Annotated in this window: 13 protein-coding genes, 1 tRNA gene and 1 pseudogene; 8 read left to right on the top strand and 7 right to left on the bottom strand. The window is 56.9% G+C overall.

Annotation, left to right across the window (positions count from 1 at the left end):
• Positions 1-26 precede the first annotated feature (26 nt).
• The 4 genes and pseudogenes from P1M51_RS08550 to artA all read left to right on the top strand — a co-directional run bounded on the left by P1M51_RS08550 (position 27) and on the right by artA (position 4,957).
• Entirely contained in the window at positions 27-800 is a 774-nt protein-coding gene (locus tag P1M51_RS08550) for a VOC family protein (RefSeq protein ID WP_276274361.1), read from the top strand.
• A gap of 464 nt (positions 801-1,264) precedes the next feature.
• A pseudogene (locus P1M51_RS20120) lies at positions 1,265-1,330 on the top strand (surface glycoprotein); the annotation flags it as partial.
• Positions 1,331-1,531: 201 nt separating this feature from the next.
• Positions 1,532-3,820 (top strand): BGTF surface domain-containing protein, encoded by a 2,289-nt coding sequence (locus P1M51_RS08545; RefSeq protein WP_276274360.1) that lies wholly within the window; start codon positions 1,532-1,534, stop codon positions 3,818-3,820.
• Positions 3,821-3,994: 174 nt separating this feature from the next.
• The gene (artA, locus tag P1M51_RS08540) at positions 3,995-4,957 is read left to right on the top strand and encodes an archaeosortase A (RefSeq protein WP_276274359.1); all 963 of its coding nucleotides are present in this window, start codon (positions 3,995-3,997) and stop codon (positions 4,955-4,957) included.
• Between the two features lie 20 nt (positions 4,958-4,977).
• Here the strand turns inward: artA and dph5 are convergent, their stop codons facing one another.
• Entirely contained in the window at positions 4,978-5,811 is an 834-nt protein-coding gene (gene dph5, locus P1M51_RS08535; RefSeq protein WP_276274358.1) for a diphthine synthase, read from the bottom strand.
• Between the two features lie 99 nt (positions 5,812-5,910).
• Between dph5 and P1M51_RS08530 the strand changes: the two genes are divergently transcribed.
• Both P1M51_RS08530 and P1M51_RS08525 read left to right on the top strand, forming a co-directional pair.
• Positions 5,911-6,885 (top strand): class I SAM-dependent methyltransferase family protein, encoded by a 975-nt coding sequence (locus P1M51_RS08530; protein ID WP_276247780.1) that lies wholly within the window; start codon positions 5,911-5,913, stop codon positions 6,883-6,885.
• 75 nt (positions 6,886-6,960) lie between these two features.
• Positions 6,961-7,033 (top strand) — tRNA-Thr (locus tag P1M51_RS08525).
• A gap of 733 nt (positions 7,034-7,766) precedes the next feature.
• On the opposite strand, the gene P1M51_RS08520 is transcribed toward P1M51_RS08525, so the two are convergent.
• Positions 7,767-8,801 (bottom strand): site-specific integrase, encoded by a 1,035-nt coding sequence (locus P1M51_RS08520; protein ID WP_276274357.1) that lies wholly within the window; start codon positions 8,799-8,801, stop codon positions 7,767-7,769.
• A gap of 510 nt (positions 8,802-9,311) precedes the next feature.
• Here P1M51_RS08520 and P1M51_RS08515 point away from each other — a divergent pair.
• Complete coding sequence (locus P1M51_RS08515) at positions 9,312-11,519, top strand: hypothetical protein (protein WP_276274356.1); 2,208 nt, start codon at positions 9,312-9,314, stop codon at positions 11,517-11,519.
• 52 nt (positions 11,520-11,571) lie between these two features.
• Here P1M51_RS08515 and P1M51_RS08510 read toward each other — a convergent pair whose 3' ends face one another.
• The 3 genes from P1M51_RS08510 to P1M51_RS08500 form a co-directional block, all read right to left on the bottom strand.
• The gene (locus tag P1M51_RS08510; RefSeq protein WP_276274355.1) at positions 11,572-12,096 is read right to left on the bottom strand and encodes a hypothetical protein; all 525 of its coding nucleotides are present in this window, start codon (positions 12,094-12,096) and stop codon (positions 11,572-11,574) included.
• The gene (locus tag P1M51_RS08505) at positions 12,097-12,417 is read right to left on the bottom strand and encodes a hypothetical protein (RefSeq protein WP_276274354.1); all 321 of its coding nucleotides are present in this window, start codon (positions 12,415-12,417) and stop codon (positions 12,097-12,099) included.
• A 125-nt stretch (positions 12,418-12,542) separates the two neighbouring features.
• Complete coding sequence (locus P1M51_RS08500) at positions 12,543-13,007, bottom strand: hypothetical protein (protein ID WP_276274353.1); 465 nt, start codon at positions 13,005-13,007, stop codon at positions 12,543-12,545.
• A gap of 954 nt (positions 13,008-13,961) precedes the next feature.
• Here P1M51_RS08500 and P1M51_RS08495 point away from each other — a divergent pair.
• Entirely contained in the window at positions 13,962-14,672 is a 711-nt protein-coding gene (locus P1M51_RS08495) for a hypothetical protein (RefSeq protein WP_276247775.1), read from the top strand.
• Positions 14,673-14,974: 302 nt separating this feature from the next.
• Here the strand turns inward: P1M51_RS08495 and P1M51_RS08490 are convergent, their stop codons facing one another.
• Together P1M51_RS08490 and P1M51_RS08485 are read right to left on the bottom strand one after the other, a co-directional pair.
• Positions 14,975-15,502, bottom strand: coding sequence for a hypothetical protein (locus P1M51_RS08490; RefSeq protein WP_276247774.1), 528 nt, complete (start codon positions 15,500-15,502; stop codon positions 14,975-14,977).
• Between the two features lie 340 nt (positions 15,503-15,842).
• Positions 15,843-16,334: a hypothetical protein gene (locus tag P1M51_RS08485; RefSeq protein WP_276247773.1), complete on the bottom strand. Its 492-nt coding sequence runs from the start codon at positions 16,332-16,334 to the stop codon at positions 15,843-15,845.
• Between the last annotated feature and the right edge of the window lie 146 nt (positions 16,335-16,480).

Below are 16,480 nucleotides of genomic sequence, written 5' to 3'. Positions count from 1 at the left end.
TTGGCCCGCGGTCCGCATTCGGGGGTATGGAAGGGACACTCGACCACGTGATGATGCGCGTCGAAGACTTAGACGAATCGCTCGACTGGTACAAGACGCACCTCGGCTACGAGGAGAAAGGCCGCTGGGAGGCAGACACCTTCACGAACGTCTACCTCGGACCGGAAGACATGCACGAGGACGGCGCGACCATCGAACTCACCTACAATCACGACGGACGAAGCTACGACGCAGGCGACGCGTGGGGCCACATCGCCGTCCGCGTCGAAGACGTGTACGAAGCGTACGACGAACTCATGGACGCGGGCGTCGAGGACTACCGCGACCCCGACTCCTGCGGTGGCTCCTACGCGTTCGTCAAAGACCCCGACGGCCACGAAATCGAAATCGTCGAGCGCGACCACGGCGCGCGCTGGTCGCTCGACCACACGATGGTCCGCGTCGAGGACATAGAGAAGGCGATTGGCTGGTACACGCACAAACTCGACTACGAGCTGTTCCGGCGCTCCGAACACGACAGCTTCGCGCTCTACTTCATGAAGCCGCGCGGGGCCGCCAAAGAGGAGATGTCCGTCGAACTGACCTACAACTACGACGGGCGCAGCTACGACACAGGCGACGCGTGGGGCCACATCGCCGTCCGGACGGACGACTTAGAATCGTACTGGGAGACGCTCGTAACCCGTGATATCGAAGAGTACCGCGACCCAGAGAGCTGTGACTTCCGCTATGCGTTCACCCACACGGCGAATGGCCACGAAGTCGAGATTCTGAATCCGGAAACGGCAGCCGACCTCTGAACCAGAAAAACAGGACAATACTGCCGGTAATAGTTGTTTTTTGCGATTTTGTCGTGAAAATAGTCGATTCCGATTGAGTGTCTAGGAACTCGACATTCTCTCGCTAATACATCTTATTTGCGCCCGCCCTCGCGCGTGAACGCCAGACCAGAGACCTGTCACTGGGTCTGAGAAACCACATTCTGTGAATGAATTGAACTATTGTCTGACTTTCGTCAGACGCAGATTATAGGGTCTGTAAAACCCCGGGGTGACAGGCGAATCGTTGGATGATACGAGTTATCATTATTTGCAGAGTACCACAAAGCATTTATAATGACAGGCTATCTTTTGTGGTGTACCCCTACCCATGGTGACAGTACGGAGTAACGCTCTCCGGGCCCGGGCTCTCCCGGGTATTGCGACTCCCAAACGCGGACGACGTGAAAGTGCTGTTGCCGGTGTGTACAACACATAAATCAACCATGACAGACACAAACACCAAGATTCGGAGTTTGTTCCTGGCAGGCCTTATGGTCCTGTCCGTGTTTGCTGGCACAGTAGCCTTTGCAGGCTCTGCGGCTGCAGCAAATTCAGCAGACGCCGATGACATACTCGACTCAGGAGAAACTTTCTGGCAAGGCCAGGAAGTTTACTTCGATGGTAGCAATTTCGCCGGCCCAGGCGATTCAGCAAGTGACCGCACCTTCCAGATCCGCGAAGTGAACAGTGACGGCGAAGTTGGTGGACTCGTGACCGAATTCACGGTCGATACCGACAACGCAGCCACTCTCATCGATACGGACAACCTTGACGGCAATTACGTCATTGTCTACAAAGGTACGATTGTCACCGTTAACTCAAACGGTGTCGGTTCTGCTGCAGCAGATGGAACCGAAGAAGAGCAGGTTACCGCATCCGAGTGGGAGTCTGCAGTTCAGTCCCTGACGACAGAGACCGACGAGGACGACACGGAAGTCCTCCAAGATGGCACGGCTGAAATCGACGTCACGTCCAACCGTGGCTCCTTCCTGCTCGACGTCACCGCAGAGGGTCTCGACAGCGACGATCTTGCGGACATCTTCAACCAGGGTCAGAACAATTTCATCTCTGAGAACGAGGATGACGACGAAGTCACGCTCCAGGTCACTGGAGACGACACCGTCGTTGCTGACTTCTCCGAATTCGACACCGTCGGTGACTACACGTTCGACTTCCAGGTGAACGATACCACCGCGTCCGACTCCGCATCCGTCACGGTTAACGAGAAGGACACGGACATCGCCTTCGATCAGTCGGTCACGACTGAGGAAGTCGGTGACAACGCGTACATCACCGTCAACATGGAAGACTCCACCGAGGCGTGGGTCTTCATCGGTGGCGAAGACGTGAACTACCTCGAACGCGTCCACATCGTCGATGATGACGAGGACGGCGAGGTCACCATCAAGATGAACACGTTCACCGCTGGCGACGCAGAGGTTGACAGCTACTCTGCTGAAGGCGACGACATTGTGAACGAAGAAACTCGTCTTACTCTCGGCGGCGACATCCCGGGAGACCTTGAGGACCCACTCGCAACGGGCGACTACGACCTCCGCGTCGCCTCCTCCGATGAAATCGACGACGACGGCGACGTTGTTGACGAGAAAGACGTCGGTACGCTCGCACTCCGCGACCGTTCCACCGACTCCATCAAGACGTGGGTCGCCCCAGACGCAGCAGCCAACTCTGACGACCTCGAAGACCTCCTCGGTGAGGTCAGCGAGAGCGACACCGTCGTGAAGGGCGACCGCCTGGTCGTCCAGGTCGAAGCATCCGGCCTCTACGGCTACGTTGAGGACGAAGACCTCAGCACGCTCGTGGGCAACGGTCTCCAGCTCAAATTCGAGCAGACCAACCCTGACGCAAACCAGGAAGAAGTCGTCATCGACCAAGACGACCTCGCAGGCCTCAGCGCCTCGCAGGCTCAGCTCTACACCGACGAAGACAACAACACGTTCTTTGTCGTGATTGACACTGGCGCCATCGAGGCGATGGAAGACGGCCAAGAACACGAAGTTACCTTCGGTGTTGCAGGTGAAGGTAGCGACCTTGCAGACGACGTTGAGGGTACGAACCCGTACCTCGACGAAGATGAAGAGGAAACCGTCACGACGAACCTCTCCATCGAAGACGCTGAAGCAGAATTCGACAACCTTCAGGACGGCGACCTCGTCATCCCGAAGAGCTCCGCAGCATCCGTCACCGGTACGAGCAACCTCGCACCAGGTACGGAACTGACCATCCGTCTCCGCTCTTCGAACAGCGACTCGCCATTCCTGAAGTCGGACACCGTTGAAGTCCAGACCGACGGTACGTGGTCTGCTGAGTTCGACATGTCCAACGTCGCATCCGGTGCCGAATTCGACGCTTCCATCCGCAAGGGCGGCATGGAGCTCGAGAGCGTTGACGGGACGGTCGGCGCAGGCCCATCGGCCTCCGTCACCTTCGACGACCAGTCCACCTCTGGTGACTCGGTCGTCGTCTCCTCCGTCAACATGTCCGAGGGCGGCTTCGTGACCATTCACGACTCCACGCTCCTCGACGGCGACGCACTCGGTAGCGTCGTTGGCACCTCCGAATACCTCGAAGCAGGCGAACACTCCGACGTTGAGGTCTCCCTCAACGCAACCCTCGAAGAGGACCAGGAGCTCATCGCCATGCCTCACATGGACACCAACGGTAACCAGGAGTACGACTTCGTCACCTCCGAAGGCGAGGACGACGGTCCGTACGCTGGTGACGACGGGTCCGCAGTGACTGACTCCGCTCAGATCACTATCGGCGACGGTACGACCACGACCGGTACGGCAACTGGCACGGCAACGGGCACGGCCACGGCAACCGAGACCGGCACGGCAACCTCGTCGCCAACCACGACGTCTGACTCCACCGACGAGCCAACCACGACCGAGGAAACCGGTCCTGGCTTCGGTGCACTCGCAGCCGTCATCGCGCTCATTGCAGCCGCACTCCTCGCAGTGCGCCGCAGCAACTAAGCGTAACTCCGGGACTTCGTCCCGACTTTGATTTCCACTTTTCTTTCGCGCTCAACCGACGAGCGACAGCACTCGACTGCTGCGCCACGAGCGAGCGGGCTGGTAGTTTTAGCGCACAAACCCGGCCAAGGACAAAGCATTTAGTTCAGATTCGCTTACTCTCTCCCACTGGAAATGCTCGGAGAGCTACTGGCGGCGCTGGCGTGGGTATCGCAATTTTCTGACCCACTGGCGTGGCTGGTCGTCGCGTCGTTCGGGGCGGGTGCGCTCGTCGAGCTGCGCGACCGCGAACTCGCACGCCCGATAACCGTCGCGGCGTGGGTGCTGTTCGCCGCGTTCTGGCTCTCACTCGTCCATCACTTCGCGTTCGAGGCAAAGAGCATCATCGAGGGCATCGGGAGCGCCGCCGCCGTGCCGCTGAGCCTCTACGTGGGTTACTTGCTCTGGAAGGGGCGCGATTCGCTGTTCGTGTTGACGCGCGCCGTCGCGCTCATGGGCATCGTGTTCATGCCCTTCGAGACGATTACGCCGCTGAAGCGGGTGCTCATCGAGACGGTCACTCGCCAGACGGAGTTCCTGATGACGCTGCTCGGCGTGGACCCGACGGTCGTCTCGGGGGCGGAGTATGGCCACGCACCGTTCCGCTCTACGTTCTACTTCACCGCGGCGGACGACCCGAACCACTCGCTTACGTACACCATCCTCATCGCGTGTACGGGCATCGGGAGCATGGCCATCTTCGTCGGCTTGATTGGGGCGGTTCGGGCACCGCTGCGGAACAAACTCCGCGCGCTCGCGGTGTCGATTCCGATAATCTACGCGCTCAATCTCGTGCGCAACATCTTCATCGGTATCGGCTTTGGGAAGCAGAAGTTCCACATCGCCCCGGACCTCGTCATGTCCGCGTTCGCCCTCTCTGACCCCTACCGGGTGTCTTACATCATCGCAGACCGCATCATCAGCCAGAGCCTCGCGGTCGTGGCGCTCGTGTTCATCACCTGGTTCGTCGTGCGGGAACTCCCCGAAGTGCTCGTCGTCATCGAGGACCTCATCTTCCTCGTGACGGGTGACGAGTACGACCTGCGAGCAGCGTTCAATCTCGACCAACCGGTGCGAGCGGACGGCGACGGCAGGTAGAAAACGCGGTCAACAGCGATTCAGTTCGGATTCAGTTCGGAGACAGCGTCGCGTGGCGCACCGGCCAGTTCGGCGAGCGCCTCGCCCTCCATGTGGTGGAGATCGCCCGGAATGACGAGCAAGTGGAGTGGTTCACCGAAGTCTCGTTCTGCGAGCGCCGCGAGTCGGTCTGCGGCGACGATTGGGTCGGGGCTTCCCGCGCGAGCAACGACGACGGCGAGCATAGCTGGGTCCCAGTCGTCTGCGAGCAGCGAGGCGGCGACGTCGGCGGTCATGAACTCGTCGCGGTCGGATTTGTCGGCGGAATTTACGAAATTCCGATTGCCTGTCGGGGTTTCCCCGACTTTGATGTCGAGGTAGCAGAGTGTGTGGAGGCCCCGCTCGCGGTTGTCCTCGATAGTGTCGATGACGCTCTGGGGGACGCCCATCGACTCGGTGTAGGGAAACGGCAGGGTGGTCGCCTTCCCGAAACGATAGTTCTGGAGGCCGGTGAGCGAACTGGCAGCCGCTTCGGCTGTCGTCCCGTGGATGATTCGCGTCTCGATGCCACGTTCTGCCGCCCGAAGGCGGAGGTCGACGTGCGTCGTCGAAATCATCGTGTCACCCGCGGTGAGGAAGGCCACGGACTCCTCTTCTGCGGCGTCGAGAATCGGTTCGGGGTGTTGCTCTACGCCCTCCCGGTCGCGAACTTCGATGTCGATGCCGTGGTAGTCGGAGACGGCTTCGATGGTCGTCCCGACGAGCTTGCTGGTGTAGAACTCGGCGAACGCGCGGTCTACCTCGCCGAGCGCCTCCTTCCCTTCGACGGTAATCGAGCGTTCGTCGTAGAGACCGAGGCCGATGAAGGTGAGCATACGCCCTCTCGGCCACGCGCCGAGTTAAGCGAACCGCACTGCCCTCGTCTCCCGGGGACCGAAGCCCTTACGCCCGCAGGCGGGTGAGGTCGAATATCCATGGAGGTGACGTGTGTTCGCGTGCCCGTGGCAGACGGCGAGGCGACTCGACGAGCTCTCGCCGACGCCGGGGTCATCGACGACGACTACGAGATTACCGTCGAAGCGGGATTCCTCTTCATCCCCGTCACGGAAAAGGTAGACGGCTACGACCTAGTGAGCCACGACGTCCCAGCACGGGAGACGCTCACCATGCCGGGCGACATCCTCGGCTTCGAACCCGCCTACGAACGCATCGGCACCATCGCCATCATCGACGAGGACGACGCAGACCGAGCCCAGAAAATCGCAGACGCCATCGCGGCCTCGGACCTCCCACTCGATACAGTCATCAATCGCGCCTCGAAGATTCAGGGCGAACTCCGTGTGCGCGACTGGGACATCCTCGTCGGCGAGAGCACCGAAGCGGTTCACCGAGAGTATGGCTGTGAGTTTCACCTCGACCTCTCGAAAGTGTACTTCTCGCCGCGACTCGCCACCGAACGCCACCGCGTCACCGAGCAGGCCGCCCCCGGCGAGCGAGTGTTCGATATGTTCGCCGGCGTCGGCCCGTTCGTGATTCCCTTCGCAAAACGCGGCTGTGACGTGGTCGGCTGTGACCTGAACGAAATCGCGGTCAAATACATGCGTGAAAACGCTCGCCAGAACGGGGTCGAAGACCGCGTGACCGCGATTCACGGTGACGTTCGCGACGTGGCGGCTGACTACGAGGGCTGGGCCGACCGCATCGTGATGAACCTCCCGCACACGGCGAACGAATTTCTGGACACCGCCGTCTCGCTCGCCGGAGACGAGTGCGTCCTCCACTACTACGACTTCCAGTCGGATGAGGACCCCTTCGGACCGGGCGAACGAGCAATTCGGGACGCTGCTACACCCGAGTACGACGTCACCGTCGAAACCCTCCATACGGTGCGCTCGTACGCCCCTCACGAACTCAACGTCTGCCTCGACGTTCGCCTGACGAGAGCGTGATACGACGGAGCGTGGGGCGGACTGATTCGCAACCCTTATTGCGGTTATCCGACCACATTAGAATGCGTAGAACGCGCCAAAGTAGCTCAGCTGGCAGAGCGAATCCTTCGTAAGGATTAGGTCGGGGGTTCAAATCCCTCCTTTGGCTTCCGCGAAGCGGAGTATGGCGAATGCACATACGTCGGGCTTTTCTATTAATACTTACCTCCCAGCAAAGCATAGTTTTGAACCCTTACAACTGCAAATATTGCTGGATAAGGATTTGAACCCTTTAGCGGTTACTGGCTTTCAGTATAGTGGTAATCTCGATGGAGTAGCTGAAGGTACGGACAGTCACACAATTACAGGATTCTCAATTGACTACATAGGTTAAACGAATGAATGAATCTGTAGTCATTTTCGCTGAACTTTTATCTTGATAAGTAAATTTATTGATATGGCTGGGAACGAAACCACACTTGCACTATTAGAACTGGTTGCTTTGTTACTACCAGCGGTTGCAATTTACTTAGAAATACTTTCTCGCAGACATAATTTGGCTTCAATGAATGATGGAATCGCCGCAAACTACCATGCTATCAGACTCACCTTTATTTATCTTCTATTGTCAGGGTTCGCTCTGATTTTTTCGTTGTCCTTCCCCTTTTTAGAAGATATGCTGTACCGAATTGCATTAGTCCTGGTTGGGCTTTCACTCCTGACTTTTGGACTTCCGGTAATCTTCAGCGACGTGGGATTATCGGACTCACGCAGTATTATCTGGCCGTACAAGAATTTGGCACATCGAATTCGCCATTATCTACCATCGCGGGATTGAGTCCACACACGAGCGTTAGCACAACATCTAAAAATCAAACACCTTTGGCTTCTCGCGTTTTTCCTCAGAAGTCTTTCAAGTGCTGACGCCGACGTTCGGCTTTATCACTGGCGCTCCCGAGGTCGTAGTGCTTATCGAGAATATCTCGGCTCATGTCGAGTCGTTCCCCGGTCACATCTTTGTCCTGTCCAACGTTGCCAGCGATGGTCGCGTGACCTCGGCGGAAGGCGTGTGGACTATGGCTTCCCGGGCATTTACTCGCATGGTCGCGCTTTGTCGCTTCACACGTTGTGATGTCTTCATCGAACGGGCAGGTGTTTGTGTACCAACATGGTCGAGTCATCGCATAGACTGTGCCGGAGATGGAACTGATAGAGTAGCGACCATGGCGACTCGTCAGTAGAGGTTCTCTACCGTGTTCATCGGGTGTGTCAATGCGGTGACTGTGGATGTAGTCTTGGATGACCTGCATTGTTTCGTCTGTGATTATCACGTCACGTTCGCTGTCAAAGGCTTTCTTAAGATGGGTTCCCGTTGTAGGCCGGTGTCGGAGCTTTAGCACGCTTCGCTCGGTATCCACATCACCAAGGTCGAGACTATGCAGGCCACTACGTCGCATTCCAGTTTTCCATAGAATTAGGCCCATTACGTGCCACAGAGTCCCGTACTTGTACTTTTTGAGGTAGGTGAGCAGAGCGTCCGATTCACCTTTCGTAACGTAGGTTCCGTTGATAGAGTCCTCCTTTGAGACTGTGGGAATAGGAACGTACTCATGGAGGCCCTTAGGAACAGCAAGTATTCGTTCACAGAAGCGTATCCACGCACGAATTGTTCGCATGTCGTTTTTCAAACTGATTTGTTTCAGTGACTCGCTTCGATGTTCCTTATAACTCTGGAGAGTCTCGCTCGTCACATCATTCATGTTGATAATGTCGTGTTCGAGTAGCCAGTCAGTGAATTGGTTGAGTTGCCCGGAGTAATTGTAGATACTTTTCGGGGAAAGTTCTGATTCTCTGTCGTTTATCCAGCGATTCATAGCGTCCTTGGGATGAGTTGGCTTCAATGACATGGTATCGCCACGCTCCGTGCCTGCTGGCATTGCGAATACACTGTAACCGGAGCCGCACGCGCGTGCTGTCGTGCGGTTTCGGTGGTCGGGGGGAAAATCCCTCCTTTGGCTTCTACCAATTTCCTGACAAGCCAAGTAATAAACCCCCTACCAACGGGTCTCTCCTCCTCTCACATTCATTTAACGACGCCCACAACCGAGGTGACCGGGCATGAGCGGACTCCCCTCCAAACAGAAGTGCACACTTCCCGCGTGCACAAACCCCGCTCTCGATACAGACCACGCCGCCAGCCTCTGCGAAACCCACCACCACCAACTCGAAACCACCACACAACACACCGACGACACCCCCGCCAGCAACCAGACAGAACCCACCACCCAACCAGAAACGAGCGTCCAGAAGCCCGACAAGAGCAAACCATCGGATATCGACCTCAGCGGGGCCGAAACTGATACCTACCCAATTGACCTCGTCGAAAACGGTTCCCGCTGGCTGCTCTGGCAGTACAGCGACGACAGGAAAGTCCCACGCAATCCTGTGTGGGGCTACTCAAGCCACGGGAGTGGCTACGCCTTCGTCGGCGCCAAAAACCCGACGCATGGTTCGATTTTGACGACGCAGCAAACTGGGTCGACCACGACGACGACCTTGGACTCGCCTACTATCTCACCAGCCCCGACCGCAACGACTGGGAAGGCGACGACAAATACGCCCACATTGACCCAGCTGAAGATGTTCCCGAAGAACCTCACGTCGGGCTTCTCGACTTTGACGATATCCGCAATCCAGACACGGGAGACGTCGCCCCTGTCGCAGCAGATCTTCTCGAGAAACTCGCCGGCACCTTCTGTGAGTGGTCACCCTCAGGCACCGGCGCACACGCCCTCGGCGGCTTCTGCCTCCCAGATGGCGTGAACGCCCTCACCATCGACCTCTCCACACCCGAATGGCCGGACGCGGAACTCGAAATCTATCCCGGCCGCCGCTACTTCACCATCACCGGAAACCACATCCCTGACACCGCAACGAGCACCAGAGACATCCACGATATCGTCGAAGAACTCCTCGCGACCAACCCCGGCGCTCTCGAGGCCACACGCGCAGCACCACCCGCTGGCCGCCCAGACCAATTCACCACAGAACCGTCCACGTCCAAGGAAGCGCTCGCCTACATCGAGACCACCTCCGACATTCAGGACGTCTTCGATGCCATCCAACACACCGGCCCCGGAGACACCCATCTTCGGTCGACCGTCACCCGCGAACGATGCGATGGCAGCAAAGACCTCAATCCAAGCTGGGCGCAATCGAAGAGCGGAACTCCCCTTGCTGAGGTTGGTGATGGTTGGGTCTACCGCAAAGGCATGCAAGGCTTGGATGCACTCCAAGTCGTCGCGCTCGAAGAACACCTCATCACTGCCGTCACCGACTATCCCAGTGGCGAATCCTTCTGGAAGGCCGTCGACGCGCTCCGCGATCGCGGCGCACACATCCCGAAGTACGAATCCAACGCGAATGAAGAAGTGAGTGCCCTCCCACTCGGAAAGCTCGACGCTCTCGACGGCGACCAGCGCGAACGCGCGGCAGCCTCTCGCGATATCGAGTGGCCCTCAACAGGCGAAGCACGCGACCGCCTCCGAAATCGCCTCCTTGACGACGTTCGTCACCAGGAAGAAGTCGTCATCGACGCGCCAACGGGTCTCGGAAAGAGCTACGCCGTCTCGACTGAACCCTGGCTGAATCACGCAGACGCCACCGGCAACCAGCCCGTCATCCACCTCAGCCCCACGCGCGACTCGCGAAAAAGTGCAGTCGAACACAGCCGGCAAGCGAGTGGTGTGACCTACCGCGTGCTCCGCGGACGCAAAGAAGCCTGCCCAGTCGCCCACGGCACCCACGACCCATCGGAGAAAGAGGACGACACGGCTCGGTTCTTCACCGTCACGGGCGACCACGTCGACGTCACTCCCATGCGCGTTGCCCGTCGGCAGGATGCACTTGTGGCGATTCATCGCGAGTACGTTGAGGAGTCCAAATCCGATTCGGCGATTGAGGCAGATTGCTCTGGTGCCGCTGGCGGAGAGTCTGGGCCCAGGGTCGATGTCGATCTCAACGACCAGGAACTCCTCCGAAAAGCACGGAACGCCTCGAACGGGGCAAAGTTCGCCCGCCTCTGGAACGGGAATACGTCTGGGTATGCGAGCCACTCGGAGGCTGATATGGCGTTGTGTTGTTTGCTGGCGTTTTGGACTGGAGGCGAGGCTGGGCGGATGGAACAGCTGTTCCAGCAGTCAGGGTTGATGCGCGAGAAGTGGGACGCTGTGCATTACGCCGATGGGTCGACGTACGGTGAGAAGACGATTGAGCGAGCCGTTGCGACGACGTCGGAGTTCTACGAACCAGCATCGGCAACGGAGTCTGAACCAGAGAGTGGCTCAATGGGTACCGGCGGTGATGTCGGTGCCGGTGCTGAGCGCAGCCGAGTATACCTCGTGGAGAAGATTCGGATGTTGCGAGAACGAATCGCCACACTCGAAGCAACACTCGCGGACAAGACCGAGAGAATCGACGCCCTCGAAACTCAGCTCGAACAGGTGGAAACGACCCAAACCGCTCGAACTGACGCGGATGCATCGACTCATAGTGGCGCTGAATCTCCGCAGGCCAGCGCCGGCGACGAGGCCGAGTCAGAGAGTTCGTCACTCTTAGGCCGCACGAAGCGATTTCTCAGCGGGACTGTGGAGTAGTGCCTTGTCGGTGCCTAATACGTAGAGCTACGGACGGTCCACTCGCCCCGTCTCACCCATCATCTCGTTGCAGTTGGAGGGTGGCTTTCGCCCGTGCGACGTAGGTGTTCGCTGCCCAGCTCCGGGCCTCACTCATCGTCTCCAAGAACTCCTCAGCAGCATCCGCAGAGAGCACGTCGTTCCACACGAGCGCCGTAAGAACGACCGGCGTCGTCACCAGGCGTGTATCCACCAGCGATGCATGCACGAGCGCCAATCGATTGAACTCGTCACAGAGCAACTGGACCGCCTCTACCTCGTTCGCGAGCGTAACGGCCGCGTTCTCGCCGTCATCGAGCGGAAACGTCTCGTCCAAGTCAACACTGCGGACGTCGAAGGCGGCCTGGCGGTCGAGGACGGCCTGTGCTGCCTCTCCCGACGGGTCGTCGTAGGATGCTGTCTCGGTGAGTTCGTCGATGACCTGCTCGGGGAGGAGGATGTCGTGTGCGTCGAGAAGGAGGTCAAGCGGGTTCGGTGTGGTATCTGCGACGGTCCCGAGACTAACAAGGGCGGACGTATCGGCGACGATGCGCACCATCTAGCCGTCAGCCAGCTCCTCTGCCACCTCGTCGACGAACGCCTCGCTCAGTTGTTGTTTGAGGAGGCGGAAGTTCGCCGCCTCTTCGTGGCCGACGAGGGCTTTCAACTCCGCGAAGGTGATGTCGTCGTCGTAGTAGGCCTCGGCAATCTCCTGTTTTACTTCGTCGGAGTGTGATGCGTCTCGAAGGTAGTCGCGAAGGGCCGTGATGAGGATGTCCGTCCGGTCGGTCTCAAACACCGCGGCGAGGGTGTCGGCGCGATCGACCAGCCCTCGTGGCGCTCGGAACTGCACGCGTTTTTTCTCCGATCCAGAACTCATGTGTGTACATTGTGAGCGCAGTAGTAAAACACTTCCCTCGCATATTGTGCCTGATTTGGCCAGACGCTGTCAGAAGTGGCGTGCTGAACGTAGAGGGTGGGTATATCACCACCTCTCATCTCGGCTCAGCCAGAGGTGGTGGTCGGCGTGACAGCCCGACAGTCCTTGACATCGCCCTTCAGCAAGAGCACCTCGATTTCGTCGCTCTGATCGAGAAACCCGACGCGGACGGAGGCTTTGACGAGTTCAGACTGGTCGCTACCGTCGTCAAGGGTCGTCTCGACCCATCCGTCAGACGACTCATGGCGTGCCCGGACGACGTACGGTCCCAGCGTGTCGCGCCAAACACACGGGAGTTCACCACCGTCGATGATGCCGTTCGCGTGGGCGTCGGTTTCGAGCGTTCGGTCGAGCACTGTTTCTCCATCGGCGTCGACCTGCACCGTGATGGTGTGTGGTTCGTCGTCAAAGTTGCCGACTTCGAGGCCACCGAGTCCGACGTACTGCTCGCCGCCGAACAGTCCCGAGGCAGTCGAACAACCAGCAGTCGCAGTCGCCCCGAGCAGTGCGAGGAGGGCACGGCGCTTCATACGGCAATATAGTCAATGAGCAATAAGTACTTTCTATGAAGAATGATACACTCGCGCTGTGAGTTCAGCACGGTCGCGCCGAATCATTCGGGGGTGAATCAGGACTGACGTGACTAACTAAGAGAGTGTATGCAGCAAACCAAATCTGTTTGTTCCGGAGTAATCTTCCAGTCTAGGTGCACGTCGGAGACCTACGGGATCCCTAGATGCTTGTGTCGATTGTAAATGTACACAATGGCGAGTACGTACCCGATTAGCGGGAGAAACATCAGATAGTATTTCGATGATGGCTCCCACGCCGAAGCGGTCGTGAGGTAGCGACTATCGAAATAGACGAATACCGGTGAGAGGAGATTCAGGATGGTCCCGACAATGAGTAACGGACCAGTTAGGAGTAACGTGAACGCGTCAGGTGGCAATACGAGTGCAGCCAGCGACATTATCGGGAGAATCACGACAATCATGCCGATAGGTATCCACCACCTGCTGCTCACTTGTTTGTCCGACGACGATTCTCGTGGCTCATTCACAGTGTGTAGTATAATTAATACAACAATAAACTATCGCTGGCACTGACTCGTTTTGATTTATCCAATTAGCGCCTTTCCGCCGAGTGATTGATGCGGCAATTGTTGGTACTGAATGTCGCGATTCAGATCTAACCTTCTGACCGATTTGCGCTGTGAGTTCGGCAAAGTCGGGCTGAATCATTTAGGTTGAATCAGAACTGACGTGACTGACTCAGAGGGTGTATTCAGCAGGCGTTCAGTATACAATTCATTCTTTGGTGGATATCCCAGACATGGCCACTTCTGAAGTGAGAACGGTGTCGGAAATTCCCTGACACCTTGTGTCAACACTACATACTTATCAGATAACGACGTAAGACTCTTGATGGTCAGTTGGACAGTTTACAATTTCGAGTGTGATGACGTGAGTGCTCGGGAGACACTGATGGAGTGGTTTAAAGAGAACCACCCGGTTGAATTCTCAACGGAAGAGGAATCCACGTTCGCGAAGGTCGAAACAGACAGCGGTGAAAGAGGTGCCGACTATGCGTGGATTGACCGTTACCTGTATGTGACGGTCATGGGGAAGGCAGAGAATATCGTCCACGAGACGACGCACCTGTGGAAGCGAGCAGCTATCGCTACGTTCGATGGGCGAACGGAAACCGCGACTGACGTGACGCTCATCATCGATACAAACGCGGGTGCGGACGATGAAGTCGCGGCAGTCCAGTTCGGGGGTATCGACGGCTACGGCGGGCAGGACGTTATGTACGCACTCGCGATGAAACACGAGTTCCGGTTCCGGTCGTACTCCGCCCAGTCTCCCACCAACCAAATCGCATTTCACCCAGCTGCATTCGATTTCGTATCCGAGCTCAATTCGTTCGTCGAAGAACTCCATGAGGCTACGGGAATCGAACCAACTGACTCTGGCCTCGAATTTCTTCGAAACGACCCGGCAGCCACTCCTCCCGAACACGGAACGAGGGATGCCTCAACCGCCCCAAGCACAGAACAGCGTGGGCTTGACCGCGTAACCGTCGTCGATACAGACACTGGCGAGGTAACAGCGTACGATTCGCCCGAAGAGGTTCCAGAAGATGGAACTGACTCCGGATTTATGAGCAGCATCCGCCGCCTACTTGGAGGGTGAGGCGAAACCGTCGTCAATACCCCCGCGAATACTCCGTTGCGCCATACGCAGCGGCAGTTTCGATTCGTCGGTTCGTACTCCTCTGTACGTGTCATCTCAACTGTTGCGATAGGGAGTCCAGTGACCGATCCGCGCCGTGAGTTCAGCACGGCCTCAGAAACCTACCCCGTTCCTGTCAAAAACGCCGTGCAAGACTTAGAGGCTAGATTCAGCAGAACGTTAGGCACAGAACCAGTCATCACCAGACTCGTAAAGTGTTGTCCGGAGTCCCTATTCCCGATTCAAACAGCGCCCGAAACCATTCATCCCTCGAACCAGACAACAACTCGAACGCTATTGTATCCGAATTTGCGGCCATACGCCATGAGTAGGTCGAAAATCAACCATTCCCAGTCATCTGAAATCACCTCGCGCCGGGTGAGTTTTCGACGCTGAATGTAACTTTGCCTATCAGGTGCGGGAACGGCGTTCCCATTGTCCAACTCGGCTTGGTATTCTTCGATAATATCTTTCCAAGATCCACCAGGGTGTCTGGACTTGTACCCGATCGGCTCCTTGTTCTTATTCAGGAAACTGTACTCGTCGTCGAGCAGGTCCGACTGTTCGTTCCACTCGATGGCGAGTATCTCATCCAGAAAGAAATATGATGGACGGTACTCCGCAAATTCATCGTCCAGATTGTGGTGATGCCTTTCATTATTCGAGTATTCTTCATCCAGAAATTCTTCTATCTGCTGATTTAATTCTCGAGACCGTTCTTTTTCGGACGGGAGACCCCGATAGGAGAACGCTGGTTCGAATCCTGTAGTGTTTCGGACGTCGAACAGCATTCCGAACGTCTTGTATGAACGGCCAATAAGAGGATGTAGCGCTTGAAGATAGACCCACCCATGTTGGGTGTCAGCTTCGATTGCGCCGTACACATCAGTACCCATTCTGTTCTTGATGTTGGCGGTACATCATCTTGGTAGTTGCTTCGTATTGCTTGGATGTCCGGTCACAACATCGGAGATCTCCACCGGTGGTTTGCATGATACGCGCCCTGAGTTCAGCACGGTCGTAGAAACCCACCCATTCCCTGTCAGAAGGTGCGTGTTGAATAGAGAGGGTGTATGCAGCACGCGATTCGTACCTCAACCGATAGGCAAGTGTACGTACCATTGATTCCGTCTATGGGATTTCATCCCGCGAGAACACCGAGTTGTACCATTCTTTTCTCTGCATCAATACGTTATCCAGAAGCTCATAATCACGGGAGCCTACCCAATCGGGCCGAGCGGATTGAATGTATGTGAGGAATCGTTCTGTCCCATCGAATACTCCCTCCGCAAATTCAGAGCGTGAAACCTTGGCATTTGAACCGCGACCGCCACGTACACCCGTGTCAATGAATAGCTCGATTTTGTGCTCGCTGGAGCGAACCACCAAATCCCACGGGTTGTCGTCTGGTTGAATCTTGACTTCCTCCCCCGTCAATATCTCTGGAAGGTAAGCCAAACACGAGATGAAAAATGTCCATATCCAGGTATCAAAATACCCCTCGTTAAATGCTTCAACTGGCCCTTCATCCGTCAGAATTCGAGCCTCCATCTCCCATTCGCTTAAGGAGACATACGATTCGATGGGGTTGCGATGTTCCGATTCGCGAAATTCAATCTTCATACCCACGAGATTGGTGTTCTAATACAATCAACTCTCGCAACAGGAGCTGGACGTACATCCTTGTATCGAACGATTCGAGTGGTGTAACGTTGCATCGACCCATCTGACCGATATGCGCTCTGAGTTCAGCACGGTTGTGGAAACCT

The organism is Haladaptatus sp. QDMS2 (genome assembly GCF_029338295.1).
Classification (GTDB): Archaea; Halobacteriota; Halobacteria; order Halobacteriales; family Halococcaceae; genus QDMS2.
The sequence above is the reverse complement of the archived record's forward strand: the minus strand, read 5'-3'. Positions and strand labels throughout refer to the sequence as shown.